The sequence below is a fragment of the Pseudomonas sp. YY-1 genome, assembly GCF_002843095.1.
Classification (GTDB): domain Bacteria; phylum Pseudomonadota; class Gammaproteobacteria; order Pseudomonadales; family Pseudomonadaceae; genus Aquipseudomonas; species Aquipseudomonas sediminis_A.
In genome coordinates this window covers 121,252-140,197 of the sequence record NZ_PJLX01000002.1, presented here as the reverse complement: position 1 = coordinate 140,197, position 18,946 = coordinate 121,252, and the positions used below count along the sequence as shown (strand labels likewise).

General features: G+C 63.6%; 14 protein-coding genes. All 14 read left to right on the top strand.

Annotation, left to right across the window (positions count from 1 at the left end; all coding sequences use genetic code 11):
- Positions 1–30: 30 nt before the first annotated feature.
- The 14 genes from CXP40_RS03415 to CXP40_RS03350 all read left to right on the top strand — a co-directional run bounded on the left by CXP40_RS03415 (position 31) and on the right by CXP40_RS03350 (position 18,898).
- Entirely contained in the window at positions 31–1,644 is a 1,614-nt protein-coding gene (locus tag CXP40_RS03415; RefSeq protein ID WP_106732585.1) for a PleD family two-component system response regulator, read from the top strand.
- Positions 1,645–1,745: 101 nt separating this feature from the next.
- A complete protein-coding gene (locus tag CXP40_RS03410) occupies positions 1,746–3,710 on the top strand; it encodes a methyl-accepting chemotaxis protein (RefSeq protein ID WP_106732584.1) in 1,965 nt (654 codons plus the stop codon).
- 211 nt (positions 3,711–3,921) lie between these two features.
- Positions 3,922–5,709 (top strand): protein-disulfide reductase DsbD, encoded by a 1,788-nt coding sequence (dsbD, locus tag CXP40_RS03405; protein WP_106732583.1) that lies wholly within the window; start codon positions 3,922–3,924, stop codon positions 5,707–5,709.
- Between the two features lie 168 nt (positions 5,710–5,877).
- Positions 5,878–6,324, top strand: a complete 447-nt coding sequence (aroQ, locus tag CXP40_RS03400; RefSeq protein WP_024306841.1) for a type II 3-dehydroquinate dehydratase — start codon at positions 5,878–5,880, stop codon at positions 6,322–6,324.
- Positions 6,325–6,374: 50 nt separating this feature from the next.
- On the top strand, positions 6,375–6,836 hold the full coding sequence (gene accB, locus CXP40_RS03395; RefSeq protein WP_106732582.1) for an acetyl-CoA carboxylase biotin carboxyl carrier protein: 462 nt from the start codon (positions 6,375–6,377) through the stop codon (positions 6,834–6,836).
- Positions 6,837–6,853: 17 nt separating this feature from the next.
- Positions 6,854–8,209 (top strand): acetyl-CoA carboxylase biotin carboxylase subunit, encoded by a 1,356-nt coding sequence (gene accC, locus CXP40_RS03390; protein ID WP_099522632.1) that lies wholly within the window; start codon positions 6,854–6,856, stop codon positions 8,207–8,209.
- 311 nt (positions 8,210–8,520) lie between these two features.
- A complete protein-coding gene (gene prmA, locus CXP40_RS03385) occupies positions 8,521–9,399 on the top strand; it encodes a 50S ribosomal protein L11 methyltransferase (RefSeq protein ID WP_106732581.1) in 879 nt (292 codons plus the stop codon).
- Between the two features lie 53 nt (positions 9,400–9,452).
- Positions 9,453–10,730, top strand: a complete 1,278-nt coding sequence (locus CXP40_RS03380) for a DUF3426 domain-containing protein (protein ID WP_106732580.1) — start codon at positions 9,453–9,455, stop codon at positions 10,728–10,730.
- Between the two features lie 229 nt (positions 10,731–10,959).
- Complete coding sequence (dusB, locus tag CXP40_RS03375; protein ID WP_106732579.1) at positions 10,960–11,958, top strand: tRNA dihydrouridine synthase DusB; 999 nt, start codon at positions 10,960–10,962, stop codon at positions 11,956–11,958.
- Positions 11,955–12,275 carry a DNA-binding transcriptional regulator Fis gene (gene fis / locus CXP40_RS03370; RefSeq protein WP_003242613.1) on the top strand — a complete coding sequence of 107 codons (321 nt, stop codon included), beginning with the start codon at positions 11,955–11,957 and terminating at the stop codon, positions 12,273–12,275. Before dusB ends, fis begins: the two co-directional genes overlap by 4 nt.
- Before the next feature lie 74 nt (positions 12,276–12,349).
- On the top strand, positions 12,350–13,957 hold the full coding sequence (gene purH / locus CXP40_RS03365; RefSeq protein ID WP_106732578.1) for a bifunctional phosphoribosylaminoimidazolecarboxamide formyltransferase/IMP cyclohydrolase: 1,608 nt from the start codon (positions 12,350–12,352) through the stop codon (positions 13,955–13,957).
- A gap of 115 nt (positions 13,958–14,072) precedes the next feature.
- On the top strand, positions 14,073–15,362 hold the full coding sequence (gene purD / locus CXP40_RS03360; RefSeq protein ID WP_106732577.1) for a phosphoribosylamine--glycine ligase: 1,290 nt from the start codon (positions 14,073–14,075) through the stop codon (positions 15,360–15,362).
- 110 nt (positions 15,363–15,472) lie between these two features.
- A complete protein-coding gene (locus CXP40_RS03355; RefSeq protein WP_106732576.1) occupies positions 15,473–18,259 on the top strand; it encodes a hybrid sensor histidine kinase/response regulator in 2,787 nt (928 codons plus the stop codon).
- 42 nt (positions 18,260–18,301) lie between these two features.
- Positions 18,302–18,898, top strand: a complete 597-nt coding sequence (locus CXP40_RS03350) for a MarC family protein (protein ID WP_074936284.1) — start codon at positions 18,302–18,304, stop codon at positions 18,896–18,898.
- Positions 18,899–18,946 lie beyond the last annotated feature (48 nt).

Genomic DNA, 18,946 nt, shown 5'->3' with positions numbered 1-18,946 from the left:
ACTGACTTAACCACCTATAGAAGTCGGCCCATGACCGAGCATCTGGATCCCAGTCGCGATCGCCTCAAGCATCACTTCGCTCAGCGCGTGATTCATCAGGCGCGCCAGGTGCTGGAAGTCTGGCAACGCCTGCAACGCAGTGAGTGGAATGACGCCGGCATGGCCGAGCTGACCGAGGCCAACCTGCGCCTGCTGCGCTACGCCGAGCGCTTCGAGCAGATCGAGCATGCGCAACTGGCGCAAAACATCGGTGCCAGCCTCGACGACGTCGTGGAAAATCGCGGGCGTCTCAACAGTACCCTGATCGCCCGGCTCAATCAGGCCATGCAACGTCTTTCGCGTACCGGCCTGCGCCATAGCGATGCCTTCGAACAGACGTTCCTGCCGCCGCTGCGCAAACCGGTCTACCTGGCTCTGCAGGATACCCAGCGCGCCGAGCGCCTGGCCCAGCAACTGGAATTCTTCGGCCTGGCGGCTCAGTCACTGGACGATGCCCAGGCATTCCGCGCCGCCATCGCCGAACGCCATCCGGCGGCCATCGTCATGGATGTCGACTTCGCCGGAGCCGGCCTGGAGCTGGCCGAATCGGTACAACAAGGGCTGGAGCAGAAGATTCCTCTGCTGTTCTTCAGCCATTGCGACACCGATACCCCGACCCGCCTCGCCGCCGTGCGCGCGGGCGGCCAGGAGTTCTTCACCGGATCACTGGACGCCTCCAGCCTGCTCGAGCGCATCGAGGTGCTGACCCACGTCGCCCAGTACGACCCGTACAAGGTGCTGATCGTCGATGACTCCAAGGCCCAAGCCACGCACACCGAGCGCGTACTCAACAGCGCCGGTATCCTCACCCATACCCTGACCGAGCCGATCAAGGCGATGGACGCGCTGGCCGAGTTCCAGCCGGATCTGATCATCCTCGACATGTACATGCCCGAGTGCAACGGCGCCGAGCTGGCCAAGGTGATCCGCCACAACGACCGCTACGTCAGCGTGCCGATCATCTATCTGTCAGCCGAGGACGACCTCGACAAGCAGCTCGATGCCATGAGCGAAGGCGGCGACGACTTCCTCACCAAACCGATCAAACCGCGCCATCTGATCGCCACCGTGCGCAACCGCGCAGCCCGTGCGCGCAACCTCAAGGCGCGCATGGTGCGTGACAGCCTCACCGGTCTGTACAACCACACCCACACCCTGCAACTGCTTGACGACGCCTGCTACCGGGCGCGCCGCGAAGAGCAGCCACTGGCCTTCGCGATGCTCGACATCGACCACTTCAAGAAGGTCAACGACACCTATGGCCACCCCATGGGCGACCGCGTGATCAAGAGCCTGGCGCTATTTCTCAAGCAACGCCTGCGCAAGACCGATCACATCGGCCGCTACGGCGGTGAGGAGTTTGCCGTAGTGCTGCCGGATACCGACGAGCAATCGGCGCTCAAGGTGCTGGAAGAAATCCGCCAGCGCTTCGCCGAGATCCACTACCCGGCCCAACCGCAGGATCTGTCCTGCACCTTCAGTTGCGGTATCGCCATGCTGCAACCAGGCCTGGATGGCAATACGCTGTCCAAGCACGCCGACGAGGCGCTATACAAGGCCAAGCACGGCGGCCGCAACCGGGTGGAACTGTACCGCGGCGACTGATCGCGACCCAGGCAGAATGTGACGCAGCTCACCGCGTCATCAGGCTGTAACCGAAACGCAATAACCTCGAGCGCATCGTTCAGTCGTCGATCGAGCCTGCCATGCGTCTCAAGCTGCTCACCAACCTCAACACCCTGCTGCTGGTTACCGTCTGCATCGCCCTGGCGGCAACCTTGTGGTGGTCGCAGCGCGCACTGCAGCAGCCGGTGCAACTGATGGAGCGCTACCTGACGCTATCCCAGCAGTTTCAGCGCGAGGTGGCCGACAACATCCAAGCCTATCTGGCCAGCGGCAATGCCATGCAACACAGCGCCGCAACCCAGGCCATCGACGCCTTCGACGAATCCATTGAACAACTGCCGCAACAACTGACCGCCGAACTGCGTCCCAGCCTGGAACAACTGCGCGACTTCAGCGCCAATCAATTGCTGGCCGCAGGCAAGCTGGCTGGCGATCCGCAGGGTCTGCTGCTGCAAGCCGAGCGCGAGATGCTCGCCGCTTTGGAACAGCTCAACCAGTACGCAGCCAGCGGCAGCGGCCCGGCAGCCAGCGACTATCGCCAGCCGCTGCAGGACGCGAGCTCGCGCCTGCTGAAGCTTGCTCACGCCCGTGAACGCTTCATCAGCCAGAGGCGCAGTGAACTGCTCGGCGATGTCGAGCGCGAACTCAAGGCCCTTGCTCAGCAGGTCGAGACGCTGGATAAGCTGCCGCTACTTGGCGTGCCACAAACCGACAGTTCTGCCAGCGTCGGCTTCGCCGCGCTGCTCGGGCTGGACGACACCCAACAGGAGCAACAGGCCCAGGATCGCGGCATCGAACTGAAACGTGAACTGGGCACGCTGGTGCGCCGCTACCCCAGCGAACTGCAACGCACCCGCGAGCTGGTTGAGCAACGCCAGCAACTGGCCGTGACCACGACCGAGCGCGTAACCCAGGTGCAGCAGGCACTGGCGGCGCTGGAGCCGCTGGTAAAAGGTGAGTACGCGCGTATTCAGGGCGAGGTAAGGCTGACTCAGGGCCTGATGATCGGCCTGATCCTGCTGATCGCCCTGGTTATCGACCGCATCCAACGGCGCCTGGCACAGGTGCTCGGACATCTGGTGCCGGCGCTGTCGCAGTGGGCCAGCGGTGATTTCGCGACGCCGATCAGCATCCACTCCCGCACTCGCGAGCTGCGCGATATCGAAGACTCGCTCAATCACCTGCGCGGCTATCTGGTAGAGCTGGTCGCCAGCATCCGCGGCCATGCCGAGCATGTTGCTGGTTCAAGCCGCACCCTGGCCGACCTCAGCGGCGGCCTGCACGGCGGCGCCGAACGCCAGGCCGGCGATACAGCACTGATCCGCGACGCGCTGGGCGAGCTGGAAGCGACCATCGGCCAAGTCGCCCAGGACGCCAGTCAGACAGCCGACGCCAGCCGCGACGCCGACCGCGCCCTGGCCCAGGGCCAACAAGTCATCGGCCAGAGCCTACAGGGGTTGCACGCGCTGGTCACCGAGGTTCAGGGCAACGCCCAGGCCATCGAACGCCTGGCCGACGAAACGGTCACCATTGGCGGTGTACTGACGGTGATTCGCGGTATTGCCGAACAGACCAACCTGCTCGCCCTCAACGCCGCCATCGAGGCTGCTCGCGCTGGCGAGGCTGGCCGTGGCTTCGCCGTGGTCGCCGACGAAGTGCGCTCACTGTCGCAGCGCACCGGCAGTGCCACGGCGGAAATCCAGGACGTCATCGGTCGCCTGCAACAGGCTGCGCATCAGTCGGTACAGGCCATGCGCGCCCAGGTCGAACATGCCGAAGCGACCGCAGGCAAGGCCGAGGCCGCGGATGGTGCGCTGGACGAGATCGTCAGCGCCATTCGCACCATCGCCAGCATGGCCGAGCGCATCGCCGAGGCTACCGCGCAACAGAGCGATGCGGTCAGCGAGATTCGCGAGCACGGTGAACGCATTCACCAACTGGGTGATGACAACCTCGGCCTGATCGCCAGCGGACGCAACGAAAGCGAGCGCCTGCTGCGCCTGGGCAGCCAACTACATAGCGCCGTACAGGCGTTTCGCGTCTAGCAGGCTGTTGAAAAACTACCTACGTTTTTCAACGGCCTGCTAGCCAGCTGCGACATGGCAGCGCAGGCAGCAACCGCCCGGGAACTCGACAAGGCCGGCTGTCTCCAAGGTTCCGCTCATCCCAGGCATTCGACGCTCCGGCGCAGCGACGGCGATGCGGGTGGGCGCTTTCCGGTATCATGCCGCCACCTATCGCCGAGATATTCGCCCGATGTCACTGCGTCGACTGCTGCTTCCCCTGCTTCTGCTCTGCCTGAGCCTACCCGCCAGCGCCAACCTCTTCGATAAGCGCCCGGCCGCCTCGCCGCTTGGCACGCCGCTGAACAACAGCAGCGACTTCCTACCGGTGCGCGAAGCCTTCAAGCTGAGCCTGGTAAACAGCGATGCACAGGCAGTGACGCTGCGCTTCGTCGCGACCGAGGGCTATTACCTTTATCGCCACCGCCTCAACTTCAGCGTCGAGCCGGCCGATCTGGCGCTTGGCGACGCCGAATTGCCAGCAGGCGAGGCCAAGCACGATGAGTTCTTCGGCGATGTCGAGGTGTACTACGGCGTGCTGGATATCCGCCTGCCGCTGGAGAACCCGGACAACCGCCCGCTGCGCCTGCAGGTCGGCTACCAGGGCTGCGCCGACAAGGGCCTGTGCTACCCGCCAGAGACAGAGTTCATCGAGATCGGTGATATGCCTGCTGCCAACAGCAGCGATGCGGCCTCGGTGGCAGCCGGCTGGAACTGGAAAGAGCTGGCGCTGTTCTTCCTCGGCGGCCTGGCGCTGACCTTCACGCCTTGCGTCCTGCCGATGCTGCCGATTCTTTCCGGGGTAGTACTGCGCGGCCAACTGGGGGGCGTACGCAGCCTGACCCTGTCACTGGCCTATGTCCTGCCGATGGCCGCCTGCTTCGCCATTCTCGGCACGCTGATGGGCCTGTTCGGTGCCGGTCTCAACCTGCAGGCGCGCCTGCAGTCGGCCTGGGTGTTGGTACCGTTCGCCGCGTTCTTCGCGTTCTTCGCCCTGGCCATGTTCGGCCTGTTCGAACTGCGTCTGCCCCGTTTCCTCAGCGAACCGCTGGATCGTCTGGCCGGCAAGACCCACGGTGGTTCGCATCTGAATGCAGCTCTGCTCGGGGTGCTATCCAGTCTGTTGGTCAGCCCCTGCGTCTCGGCGCCACTGGCCGGCGCCCTGCTTTATATAAGCGCCAGTGGTGATGCGCTGGGTGGCGGCCTGAAGTTGCTCGCGCTCGGCCTCGGTATGGGTACGCCGCTGGTGCTGTTCGCCGTGGGCGGTGGTGCGCTACTGCCGAAAACCGGCACCTGGATGGTCACGGTGCGCAATGCCTTCGGCGTGCTGCTGCTGGCCGTTTCGGTATGGCTGCTCGAACGCGTGCTGCCGGGCAACCTCAGTCTGGCTCTGTGGGGGCTGCTGGCTGGTGGCGTGGCGGTGTTCCTCGGGGCGCTGGAGTTTGGGCCCAAGACACATCGGCAGAAGCTCAGCCAGATCGCCGGCCTGGCGCTGTTGGTTTACGCGCTGGCCGCCTGGGTCGGTGCATTGCAGGGTGCGACCGATCCGCTCAAGCCGCTCGGCCAGTTGCAGGCCGGTGCCAGCCAGAGCAGCGCCAAGAGCGGTGCCTGGCAAACCCTGAGCAGCCCCGCCGAACTGGACGCCGCACTGGCCGAGGCCAAAGCCAGCGGCCAGCCGCTGCTGCTGGACTGGTATGCCGACTGGTGCATCAGCTGCAAGGTCATCGAGCGCGAGGTATTCGGCAATGCCGAAGTCGGCAGCAAACTGGCCGGCTGGCGCCTGATCCGCTTCGATATCACCGAAAGCAACGCCGCCCAGCGCGCCCTGCTGGACCGTTACAAGCTGTTTGGCCCGCCAGCCATCCAGCTGTTCGCCGGCAATGGTGACGAATTACTCGATCTGCGTGTCGTAGGTGAGGTCAATGCCGCCACCTTCGCAGGGCGCCTGGATCAGGCCAGCAATCGCCAGGCAGGTCGTTGAACGCTGGCAACACGATCCTCGCCCGTTCTTTGCAAATGCTCCGGCAACGACCGAAACCAACGCTATAGTCATATTTCTGCCGCAAACAGCAGGCATCGTGTCGACTATTGCTGACATCGCGCAGCTGCGGCATAGTCCTGCGCAGCCCGAACAACAAGGAACGCGACTATGGCCACCCTACTGGTGCTACACGGCCCCAATCTGAATCTGCTGGGCACCCGTGAGCCCGACAAATATGGCGCCACCACCCTCGCCGAAATCAACCAGGATCTGGAGCAGCGCGCACGCGAGGCTGGCCATCATCTGCTGTACCTGCAGAGCAATGCCGAATACGAACTGATCGACCGCATTCACGCCGCAAAGGGTGAAGGCGTCGACTTTATCCTGATCAATCCCGCCGCTTTTACCCATACAAGCGTCGCATTACGTGACGCATTGCTGGCAGTGAGCATCCCATTCATCGAAGTGCACCTGTCCAACGTGCACAAGCGTGAACCTTTCCGCCATCACTCCTACTTCTCCGACGTTGCAGTAGGGGTGATCTGCGGCCTTGGCGCCAGCGGTTATCGGCTGGCCCTGGAAGCGGCACTCGAACAACTGACCGGGCGCGCCTGACGCGTAGCCTGGTAGACAAGTCCTACCTCACCTCTGGGAGTTGACCATTCATGGATATCCGTAAAGTCAAGAAACTGATCGAGCTGCTGGAAGAGTCCGGTATCGACGAGCTGGAGATCAAAGAGGGCGAAGAGTCCGTACGCATCAGCCGTCACAGCAAACAACCGGCCTATGCCCCGCAGCCGATGTACGCACCAGCCCCAGCTCCGGTAGCAGCGCCTGTCGCCGCAGCCGCTCCGGGCGCTGAAGCAGCTCCGGCCGCCGCACCGAAGCTGAACGGCACCGTTGCTCGCTCGCCGATGGTCGGTACCTTCTACCGCGCCGCTTCGCCGACCTCTGCCAACTTCGTCGAAGTCGGTCAGACCGTGAAGAAAGGCGACATCCTCTGCATCGTCGAAGCGATGAAGATGATGAACCACATCGAAGCCGAAGCCAGCGGTGTGATCGAATCCATCCTGGTGGAAAACGGCCAGCCGGTTGAGTACGACCAACCCCTGTTCACCATCGTTTGATGCACGGGGAGCCTGCAATGCAGAAGCTGGAAAAAGTCCTTATCGCCAACCGTGGCGAAATCGCCCTGCGTATCCTGCGCGCCTGCAAGGAGCTGGGTATCAAGACGGTGGCCGTGCACTCCACCGCCGACCGCGAACTGATGCACCTGGGCCTGGCCGACGAGTCCGTCTGCATTGGTCCGGCACCTGGCGCACAGTCCTACCTGAACATCCCGGCAATCATCAGCGCCGCTGAGCTGACCGGAGCCACGGGCATCCACCCGGGCTACGGCTTCCTCGCCGAGAACGCCGACTTCGCCGAACAGGTGGAGAACTCCGGTTTCGCCTTCATCGGCCCGACCGCCAGCGTGATCCGCCTGATGGGCGACAAGGTGTCGGCCAAGAACGCCATGATCAAGTCCGGCGTACCGGTGGTTCCCGGCTCCGACGGTCCGCTGCCGGAAGACGAGGAAGAAGCCCTGCGTATCGCCCGTGAAGTCGGCTATCCGGTGATCATCAAGGCCGCTGGTGGCGGTGGTGGTCGCGGCATGCGCGTGGTGCACAAGGAAGAAGACCTGATCAAATCGGCCAAGCTGACCCGCACCGAAGCCGGTGCAGCGTTCGGCAACCCGATGGTCTATCTGGAAAAATTCCTCGGCAACCCGCGTCACGTGGAAGTCCAGGTGCTGTCCGACGGCCAGGGCAACGCGATTCACCTGTATGACCGTGACTGCTCGCTGCAACGCCGTCACCAGAAGGTGATCGAAGAGGCTCCGGCCCCGCTGATCGACGAGAAGGCCCGCGCCGAAGTGCTCAAGCGCTGCGTCGATGCCTGCGTCGAGATCGGCTACCGTGGCGCCGGCACCTTCGAGTTCCTCTATGAAGACGGTCGTTTCTACTTCATCGAGATGAACACCCGCGTACAGGTGGAGCATCCGGTCACCGAGATGGTCACTGGCATCGACATCGTCAAGGAGATGCTCAGCATCGCCGCTGGCAACCCGCTGTCGATCAAGCAGGAAGACGTGAAGATCCTTGGTCACTCGGTCGAGTGCCGGATCAACGCCGAAGACCCGGACAACTTCATGCCCAGCCCAGGCAAGGTCAAGCATTTCCATGCTCCGGGCGGTAATGGCGTTCGCGTCGACTCGCACCTGTACAGCGGCTACAGCGTCCCGCCGCACTACGACTCGCTGATCGGCAAGCTGATCACCTTCGGCAAGGACCGCGACGAAGCCATGGCGCGCATGCGCAATGCCCTGGACGAGATCGTGGTCGACGGCATCAAGACCAACGTGCCACTGCACCGCGACCTGACCCGCGACAAGGGTTTCGTCAAAGGTGGCGTCAACATCCATTACCTGGAAAAGAAACTGGGTATGGACAAGCACTGAGTCCATGACCTGCTGCGCGTCGGCGATACGGCGTTAAAAACGATCTCGGCAAGCTGCTTGCAGCTAACGCGCTTTAGCGCGGCCCGAAGGGCGAGTGGAACGAGTAATGCTCACTTACAAATGTAAGCTCCGCTCCCTCGACCGTTTTTGCCTTGTCTCGCTCTAGCTCGCGAGGTCATGACTGAAGTGCTACACAAGGGCTGCCCTCGGGCGGCCCTTGTCGTTTCCGGCCGATAGCCGAACTGGCCGGCCGGCCATCCGTTCAAGTAAGCTGCGCGGCCAAACCGTTCCACATGCTTTCGAGGTTTCTCATGCCCTGGTTACAAGTCCGTCTCGCCATCACACCTGAGCAGGCAGAAACCTACGAGGACGCCCTGCTGGAGGTCGGCGCCGTGTCGGTAACCTTCATGGATGCCGAAGATCAGCCGATCTTCGAGCCGGACCTGGGCACCACGCCGCTGTGGTCGAACACCCACCTGCTGGCCCTGTTCGAAGCCGACACCGACGAAACCGCGCTGCTTGCCCACCTGCAACTGCTGTGTGGTGGCGCACTGCCGGAGCATCATGTCGAGCGTATCGAGGATCAGGACTGGGAGCGCAGCTGGATGGATGGCTTCCAGCCGATGCGCTTTGGCCAGCGCCTGTGGATCGTACCGAGCTGGCACGCCGCCCCGGAACCGGATGCGGTGAACCTGCTGCTCGATCCGGGCCTGGCCTTCGGCACCGGCACTCACCCGACCACCGCACTGTGCCTGGAATGGCTCGACAGTCAGAAGCTCGATAACTGCAGCGTGATCGACTTCGGTTGCGGCTCAGGCATCCTCGCCATCGCTGCCCTGCTGCTCGGCGCACCGCAGGCAGTGGGCACCGATATCGACCCGCAGGCCCTGGAAGCTTCGCGCGACAATGCCTCGCGCAACGGTATCGACCCTGCCCGCTTCCCGGTCTATCTGCCCGCCGACATGCCGCAACAACCCGCCGACGTGGTCGTCGCCAACATCCTCGCTGGCCCGCTGGTTTCCCTGGCACCTCAGATCACCGCGCTGGTCAAAGGCGGTGGACGCCTGGCGCTGTCGGGTATCCTCGCCGAACAGGCCGAGGAAGTCCGCGCCGCCTACGCAGGTGCGTTCGACCTCGACCCAACGGCCGTCAAGGACGGCTGGGTGCGCATCAGCGGCGTCAAGCACTGAACCGCGCGCAGTCGTTGCGTTAGACTAGCTGCTTGGATTTTCCGGACCCGCGCATGAGCGAAAGCCACGTCACCCAGTGCCCCAATTGCCGCACCAGCTTCCGCGTCAGTCAGGCGCAGCTGGCTGCTGCCCATGGCGCCGTACGCTGCGGCGCCTGCCTGCACGTGTTCAACGCGGCAGAGCAATTGTTCGGCCACCGTGCGAGCACACCTGCGCCAGCGGCAGCGGCAGCTAACGTGGTAAGTGCTCCGCTCAAGGCCCAACCCGACACCAGCAAGCAGCCAGCGACCAAGCCTGCCGACGATACCCTGTGGATCCATGACGATCTTGATCTGGACAGCCTCGACCTCGATGAGGAACTGGCCAGACTGGAAGAGCAGGAACAACAGCTGTCACAACAGTTCCTCGCACTGGAACAGGCGCCGCGCTATGCCGAGAACTTCGGCAGCCGCGCGACAGATGAACACGAAGATGCGCACGACGAAGCCTGGGCCGAAGCCCTGCTGCGCGACGAACCAGTCAAGCGCGAGCGCGACAGCTTCGAATTGCAGCCTACCGAGGAACAGCCAGAGCCCGCACTTGCACCGGAGCCCAAAGCCGCCATTGAGTTCACCCCCGCCACACCCCGCAAGCAGCAGCCCATCGCCGACGACCTCGACGAAGCCGACGAGCCGCGCCTGGGTGATCTCGATGACGAGCAGGACGAGCCGGAGCGACAAGACGAAGACCAGCGCACGGAACGTGAAGACCCCAAGGTAGCGCGTAACGAGCCGGGCCTGCGCGAGGAGCGCCTGTTCGAACTGGACGACGAGCCCTTGCAACTCGACTGGCGCCAGCCACAGGGCACGTCCTGGGGTCGCGTGTTCGGCTGGGGCCTGCTCAATCTGCTGGCGGTGGGCGGCCTGCTCGCGCAGTACGCGGCCTACAACTTCGACGAACTGGCACGCCAGGACCGTTATCGCCCCTGGTTCGAACAGCTGTGCCCGAACATCGGTTGCAGCCTGCCGTCGAAAGTCGACATCAGCCAGATTCGCAGCAGCAACCTGGTAGTGCGCAGCCACCCGGAGTTCTCCGGCGCGCTGATCGTCGACGCCATCCTCTACAACCGCGCGCCGTTCGCCCAACCCTTCCCGCTGCTGGAAATGCGCTTCGCCGACCTGGGTGGGCAACTGGTCGCCAGCCGTCGCTTCAAGCCCAGCGAATACCTTGCCGGCGAGCTGGCCGGGCAGAGCGAAATGCCGCCGCAGACGCCCATTCACATCTCGCTGGACATCCTCGACCCCGGCCCTCGCGCGGTCAATTACAGCCTCAGCTTCCACTCGCCCGAGTAGCCCAAAGACGGCGCGACCAGTGGTCGCAGGCCGCCCATCTAACTACTGGCGATAAGCCCATAGCTGTTCAGAATTTGTTCAAAACGACCTTTATCCGGTCATCCAGAGCGGGTATCATGCCCACCCTTTCGCGAGCACCGAACCACCATCGTTTCCCCTGAGGACACAGTGGAGGCCAGGTGTTGATCGCCCTTTGTCTCAACTGCGCACCAACAAGCAGGGACGCCCCATGTCGGCCCCACGTATTGGCCCCTACACATTGCCCAATCGGTTGATCCTGGCTCCCATGGCCGGCGTCACCGATCGTCCGTTCCGCCAACTGTGCCGCCGTCTCGGCGCTGGCCTGGTGGTGTCGGAGATGGTCACCAGCGATGTGCGCCTGTGGAACAGCCGCAAGTCCAGCCTGCGTTTGATGCACGCCGGTGATCCCGAGCCGCGTTCGGTACAGATCGCCGGCGGCGACCCGCAGATGATGGCCGACGCGGCGCGCAAGAACGTCGAGTTGGGCGCGCAGATCATTGATATCAACATGGGTTGCCCGGCCAAGAAGGTCTGCAACAAGGCCGCCGGCTCCGCGCTGCTGCGTGACGAGCCCTTGGTACGTGAAATCCTCGATGCGGTAGTCGGTGCGGTGGACGTGCCGGTGACCCTGAAGATTCGCACTGGCTGGGATCGGCAGAACAAGAACGGCATCACTGTAGCGAAGATCGCCGAAGATGCTGGCATTGCTGCGCTTTCCGTCCACGGTCGTACCCGCGCCGATCTGTATACCGGCGAAGCCGAGTACGACACCATCGCCGCCATCAAGCAGGCGGTATCGATTCCGGTGTTCGCCAACGGCGACATCGACTCCCCACAAAAAGCCAAGGCCGTGCTCGACGCCACCGGCGCCGACGCCCTACTCATTGGCCGTGCCGCCCAGGGGCGGCCATGGATATTCCGTGAAATCGAGCACTACCTGCGTACCGGCGAAACCCTGCCGGCACCGAGCCTGCTCGAAGTGGAACGCATCCTGCTGGAACACCTGGCCGCACTGCACGCCTTCTACGGCGAATTGATGGGCGTACGCATCGCCCGCAAGCATGTCGGCTGGTATCTCGCAACCCTGCCGGGCGCCAGGGAGTTTCGCGCCCAGTTCAACCGTCTGGACAGTACGGACGCACAGTGCGCCAACGTTCGCGAGTTCTTCAGCGAACGGCATAACGATGGAAACGAGGTGGCCGCATGACGTTGATGACAGAGACCCTAGTGAGTGGAATTGCACCCGTGAGTGACAACACCAGCCTTAAACAGCACCTGAACACGCCGAGCGAAGAGGGTCAGACCCTGCGCGGCGCCGTGGAGAAGGCGCTGCACAATTACTTCGCCCACCTCGAGGGCGCGGACGTCACCGACGTGTACAACCTGGTGCTCACCGAAGTCGAAGCGCCGCTGCTGGAAACCGTCATGAATCACGTGAAAGGTAACCAGACCAAGGCTTCCGAGCTGCTCGGCCTGAACCGTGGCACGCTGCGCAAGAAGCTCAAGCAGTACGATCTGCTGTAACCCCGAACTCCCGAAAAGGGCGGCCCGCATGAGCCGCCTTTTTTGCTGATATCCCCGCTCTGATGGATAGTGAAATGACCGACCAGACCACCCTTCTGCCCGTGCGCCGCGCGCTGATCAGCGTTTCCGACAAGACTGGCGTCCTCGAATTCGCTCGCGAACTGGCCGCCCTCGGTGTCGAGATTCTCTCCACCGGTGGTACCTACAAGCTGCTCAAGGACAACGGCGTAGCCGCAGTGGAAGTGGCTGACTACACCGGTTTCCCGGAGATGATGGACGGCCGCGTGAAGACCCTGCACCCGAAGATTCACGGCGGCATCCTCGGTCGTCGCGCCCTGGACGGCGCAGTGATGGACGAGCACGGCATCAAGCCGATCGACCTGGTGGCGGTCAACCTCTACCCCTTCGAAGCCACCGTGGCCAAGCCTGATTGCGACCTGGCCGACGCCATCGAGAACATCGACATCGGCGGCCCGACCATGGTCCGTTCGGCGGCGAAGAACCACAAAGACGTGGCCATCGTGGTCAACACCGGCGACTACGCTGGCATCGTCGCCTCCCTCAAGGCCGGCGGTCTGAGCTACGCCCAGCGTTTCGACCTGGCCCTGAAGGCCTTCGAACACACCGCGGCCTATGACGGCATGATCGCCAACTACCTGGGCACCATCGACCAGGCAGCAGATACCCTGTCTACCGAAGGCCGTGGCGCCTTCCCGCGCACCTTCAACAGCCAGTTCATCAAGGCGCAGGAAATGCGCTACGGCGAGAACCCGCACCAGAGCGCGGCGTTCTACGTCGAGGCGAAGAAAGGCGAGGCCAGCGTGTCCACCGCCGCGCAACTGCAGGGCAAGGAACTGTCGTTCAACAACGTCGCCGACACCGACGCAGCGCTGGAGTGCGTGAAGAGCTTCGTCAAGCCGGCCTGCGTCATCGTCAAGCACGCCAACCCGTGCGGCGTGGCCGTGGTACCGGAAGACGAAGGCGGCATCCGCAAGGCCTACGACCTGGCCTACGCCACCGACACCGAATCCGCCTTCGGCGGCATCATCGCCTTCAACCGCGAACTGGACGGTGAAACCGCCCAGGCCATCGTCGAGCGTCAGTTCGTCGAAGTGATCATCGCCCCGAAAATCAGCGCTGCCGCTCGTGAAGTGGTGGCAGCCAAGGCCAACGTGCGCCTGCTCGAATGTGGCGAATGGCCGGCCGAGCGCGCTGCGGGCTGGGACTTCAAGCGCGTCAATGGCGGTCTGCTGGTACAGAGCCGCGACATCGGCATGATCAAGGCAGAAGACCTGAAGATCGTCACCCAGCGCGCGCCGAGCGAGCAGGAAATCCACGACCTGATCTTCGCCTGGAAAGTGGCCAAGTTCGTCAAATCCAACGCCATCGTCTACGCCAAGAACCGTCAGACCGTCGGCGTCGGCGCCGGCCAGATGAGCCGTGTCAACTCCGCCCGCATCGCTGGCATCAAGGCCGAGCACGCTGGCCTGCCGGTACCGGGCGCGGTGATGGCCTCGGACGCCTTCTTCCCGTTCCGCGACGGCATCGACAATGCCGCCAAGGCCGGCATCACCGCGGTGATCCAGCCGGGTGGCTCGATGCGCGACAACGAGGTGATCGCGGCTGCCGATGAAGCCGGTATCGCGATGGTGTTTACCGGCATGCGTCACTTCCGCCATTGATTGGCTGGTGGATGGCTTCGGCCATCCGCCCTACGCCAACCTTATTTCGTAGGGTGGATAGCGCTTTTCCTATCCACCAAGCGGGCCACCGGCCCGCCTCCATTGGGAGAGACTTATGAACGTATTGATCATCGGCAGCGGCGGCCGCGAACACGCCCTGGCCTGGAAAGTGGCGCAGGACAAGCGCGTCGAGAAGGTCTTCATCGCCCCGGGCAATGCTGGCACCGCCACCGAAGCCAAATGCGAGAACGTCGCCATTGACGTACTGGCCATCGAACAGCTGGCCGACTTCGCCGAGAAGAACGTGCAACTGACCATCGTTGGCCCGGAAGCGCCGCTGGTCAAAGGTGTGGTCGATCTGTTCCGCAGCCGTAAGCTGGACATCTTCGGCCCCACCGCTGCCGCCGCCCAGCTGGAAGGCTCCAAGGCCTTCACCAAGGACTTCCTGGCGCGCCAGCAGATCCCCACCGCTGACTACCAGAACTTCACCGAAATCGAGCCGGCGCTGGCTTACCTGCGTGAGAAAGGCGCACCGATCGTGATCAAGGCCGATGGCCTGGCCGCAGGCAAGGGCGTGATCGTCGCCATGACCTTGCAGGAAGCCGAAGACGCAGTGCGCGACATGCTCGCCGGCAATGCCTTCGGTGAAGCCGGTTCGCGCGTGGTGATCGAAGAATTCCTCGACGGCGAAGAGGCCAGCTTCATCGTCATGGTCGACGGCGAGAACGTGCTGCCGATGGCCACCAGTCAGGACCACAAGCGCGTTGGCGACGGCGACAGCGGCCCGAACACCGGCGGTATGGGCGCGTACTCGCCTGCGCCGGTGGTCACCGCCGAGGTGCACAAGCGCGTGATGGACGAGGTGATCTACCCGACCGTGCGCGGCATGGCCAGCGAAGGTAACGTCTACACCGGCTTCCTCTATGCCGGTCTGATGATCGACAAGGCCGGCAAGCCCAAGGTCATCGAGTTCAACTGCCGCTTCGGCGACCCGGAAACCCAACCGATCATGTGCCGCCTGGAAAGCTCCCTGGTGCTGCTGGTCGAGGCCGCCCTGGCCAAGGCCCTGGACAAAGTCGAAGCCACCTGGGACCCACGTCCGACCGTGGGCGTGGTACTGGCTGCCGGTGGCTACCCGGGCGACTACGCCAAGGGCGACGTGATCGAAGGCCTGGATGAAGCCGCCAAGCTCGACGGCAAGGTATTCCACGCCGGCACCGCGCTGAAGGACGGCCAGATCGTCACCGCCGGTGGCCGCGTTCTGTGCGCCACCGCCATCGGCGCCAGCGTCGCCGATGCCCAGCAGCAGGCCTACCGCCTGGCCGAGAAGATTCGTTGGAATGGCATGTTCCATCGTAACGACATCGGCTATCGGGCCATCGCCCGCGAGCGCGGCGAGAGCTGATCGTTTGAGCGAAAATGCGGCACAAACAAGGCAAAATCGCTGTTTGTGCCGTATTCGCTCGAGCAAATGCTTGGCTATAATCCGGCCACTCATTTAGAAGGATTTTGCCCGTGCGCCGGCTCAGGATTGCCATCGGACTACTCGCCAGCTTGCTGTTGCTTGGCCTTGCCCTGACAGCCACGGCGAACACAGCCCCTACCGGCACGCACAGCTGGTCCTATCTGGTCGACGCCAGCGCCCGCCTGGGCCTGGAAGAGGTCCGCGCCCAGCGCCAACAGTTCAAACCCCTCAGCAAACAGTCCTTTACTTTCCCGCCCAGTGATCACGCTGTCTGGCTGCGTGCCGAGTTCGCACCGCAGCAGCAACCCGCCTGGCTGTGGATCTTTTCACCACGGGTGCAGTACCTCGATTACTACCTGCTGAGAGATGGCCAGCTGGAGCAGAACCTGCACACTGGCGAGGCCATGCCGCTGGATTCGCGACCGCTGCCGTCGCGCTTCTACCTGATGCCGTTGCCCAATGACGGCCAGGCCCGCGTCGCCTATGTCCGCCTGACCTCCAACCACCCGCTGATGACCTGGTTCAAGGTGATGGATCAGGCCGAACTGGTCAGCCTGGAAAAACCCGCCTACCTCTACGGCATGCTGTTCGGTGCTCTGCTGCTGCTGACCCTGTACAACCTCATCCGCTTCATCTACAGCCGCAGCGCCAGTGGCCTTTGGCTGGCCGGGGTTAACATCGGCCTCGCCGTGTGCTCCTCGGCCAACCTCGGCATCTTCGCCCAATGGCTGCCCAGCCTGGGCTACAACCAGTCCCTGATCGCCGACCTCTCTGCCCTGTTCGCTGCCTTCAGCGCCCTGGCCTTTGGCCTGAGCTTCATGCACGGCACGCCAGTACAGCACAGCCCCCTGAACCGCCTGCTGCGGGGTAATGCTCTACTGCTCCTGGGCTATGCGCTGTGCATCGTCGTCACCGGTCTGTTCTGGTACAGCTCGCTGGTCTACCTGCTGGTGGCTCTGAGCGCGATCAACCTGCTGCTGGTAAGCGGCCTGCACTGGCGCGCCGGTTACCAGCCGGCACGCCTGATCGCCTTAGGCATGCTGGTGTTCAACATGGGCTTCGGTTTCTTCGTGCCGGTGCTGCTCGGCTTCGATCAGCTCAATCCGGGCTGGCTGGTGCTGGGCGTATTCAGCGTTGCCACCCTGGCCGGTCTGATCCTCAGCGTGTCGCTGACCGAGCGGCAGCGGCAGATCCAGCGCGACACGCTCCAGGAAAGCACCGCCCTCGCTGCCAGCAGTGCCGAGCTGAAAGCCAAGGCCGAGTTCCTGGCCAAGATCAGCCATGAAATCCGCACGCCAATGAACGGCGTGCTGGGTATGACCGAGCTGCTGTTGGGCACACCGTTGTCGGCCAAGCAGCGCGACTACGTGCAGACCATCCACAGCTCGGGCAACGAACTGCTCACCCTGATCAACGAAATCCTCGACATTTCCAAGCTCGAGTCCGGACAGATCGAACTGGACGATGTGCAGTTCGACCTCGGCGCGCTGATCGAAGACTGCCTCGACATCTTCCGCGCCAAGGCCGAACAACAGCGCGTGGAGCTGATCAGTTTCATCCAGCCACAGGTGCCACGGGTGATCAGCGGTGACCCGACACGCCTGCGCCAGGCCCTGTTGAGCCTGCTGGACAACGCCTTCAAGCAGACCGACGAGGGCGAGATCCTGCTGGTTGCCGCCCTCGACAGCAGCGACGGCCAACATCGTCTGCGCGTCGCCGTACAGGACAGCGGTCGTCCACTGCTGCCAGAGGAACGCGACGCCCTGCTCAACGCCGAACTGCAGAGCCGCGACTTCCTATCCGCCACCCGCCTGGGCGGGCGCCTCGGCCTGATCATCGCGCGCCAGTTGGTGCGTCTGATGGGCGGCGAGTTCGGTATACAGGGCAGCGGCAACCAGGGCACGACCCTGTGGCTGACCCTGCCGCTGGACGCCGCCCGTCTGGAACAACCGGAAGCCGACCTCGACAGCCCGCTACAGGGCGCGCGCCTGCTGGTAGTGGACGACAACGACACCTGCCGCAAGGTGCTGATGCAGCAATGCAACGCCTGGGGCATGCAGGTCAGCGCCGTGCCCTCCGGCAAGGAGGCTCTGGCCCTGCTGCGCACCAAGGCGCACATGCGCGAGTACTTCGATGCGGTGCTGCTCGACCAGGACATGCCCGGCATGACCGGCATGCAGCTGGCCGCCAAGATCAAGGAAGATCCGAGCCTCAACCACGACATCCTGATCATCATGCTCACCGGCATCAGCAACGCGCCGAGCAAGGTGATTGCACGCAACGCCGGGATCAAGCGCATCCTGGCCAAGCCGGTGGCCGGCTACACGCTCAAGACCACCCTGGCCGATGAACTGGCCCAGCGCCCCAACGACACTCCCGCCCAAGCAGCGCCAACTCCGGTCAGTACGCCGCTGAACGTGCCGGCCGACTTCCGCATTCTGGTGGCCGAAGACAACAGCATCTCCACCAAGGTGATTCGCGGCATGCTCGGCAAGCTCAACCTCAAGCCGGACACTGCCAGCAACGGCGAGGAAGCCCTCAGCGCGATGAAAGCGCAGCCCTACGACCTGGTGCTGATGGACTGTGAAATGCCGGTGCTCGATGGTTTCTCCGCCACCGAACAGCTGCGCGCCTGGGAAAAGAGCGAGAAACGCCCGCGTACACCGGTGGTAGCACTGACCGCGCATATCCTCAGCGAACACAAGGAACGCGCGCGTGCCGTCGGCATGGACGGCCACATGTCCAAGCCAGTGGAGCTGTCACAACTGCGCGAGCTGATCGAGCACTGGATTGCCGAGCGCGAGCTGCGTCGCCAGCGTGATGCGCTGCCACACTGATAGTCTTCTTTACCTTCACTGCCTTTCTGCGAGCCTGCCGCCATGGCGTCCGAGTTGTTCAGCCTGTACCTGAAGATGCTGGTGCTCTACAGCCCCTTCTTCGTCCTCTCCTGCTTCATCGGCCTCAGCCGCGGCTACACCCTCAAGGAGCGCAAGCGCCTGGCCTGGAAAGTGGCGCTGGCGACGCTGATCGCCAGCGTGCTGCTGTACCTGTTCGGCAAACACATCTTCACCCTGTTCGGCATCACCATCGACGCCTTCCGTATCGGCGCGGGATCGGTGTTGTTCATCTCCGCCCTCGGCATGGCCCAGGGCAAGTCGGCGGTGCAGACAGACAACGTGCAGCAGGACGTAACCATCGTGCCGCTGACCATCCCCCTGACCGTCGGCCCCGGCACCATCGGCGCCCTGCTGCTGATGGGCGCCAGCCAGCCACACTGGGACGATAAGCTGGTGGCCGTGGCGGCGATCTTCCTCGCCAGCCTCACCGTGGGCGTGGTGCTGTACCTTTCCAACCAGTTCGAGCGCCTGCTCGGCGACCAGGGCCTGCAGATCGTCAGCCGGTTGATGGGCCTGTTCGTCTGCGCCCTGGCCGCGCAGATCATCTTCACCGGGGTGAAGAACTACCTGGTGCCGTAAGACACCGAGCTTCGAGCCCTCGGTGCGCACGGCGCACCCTACCCCTCT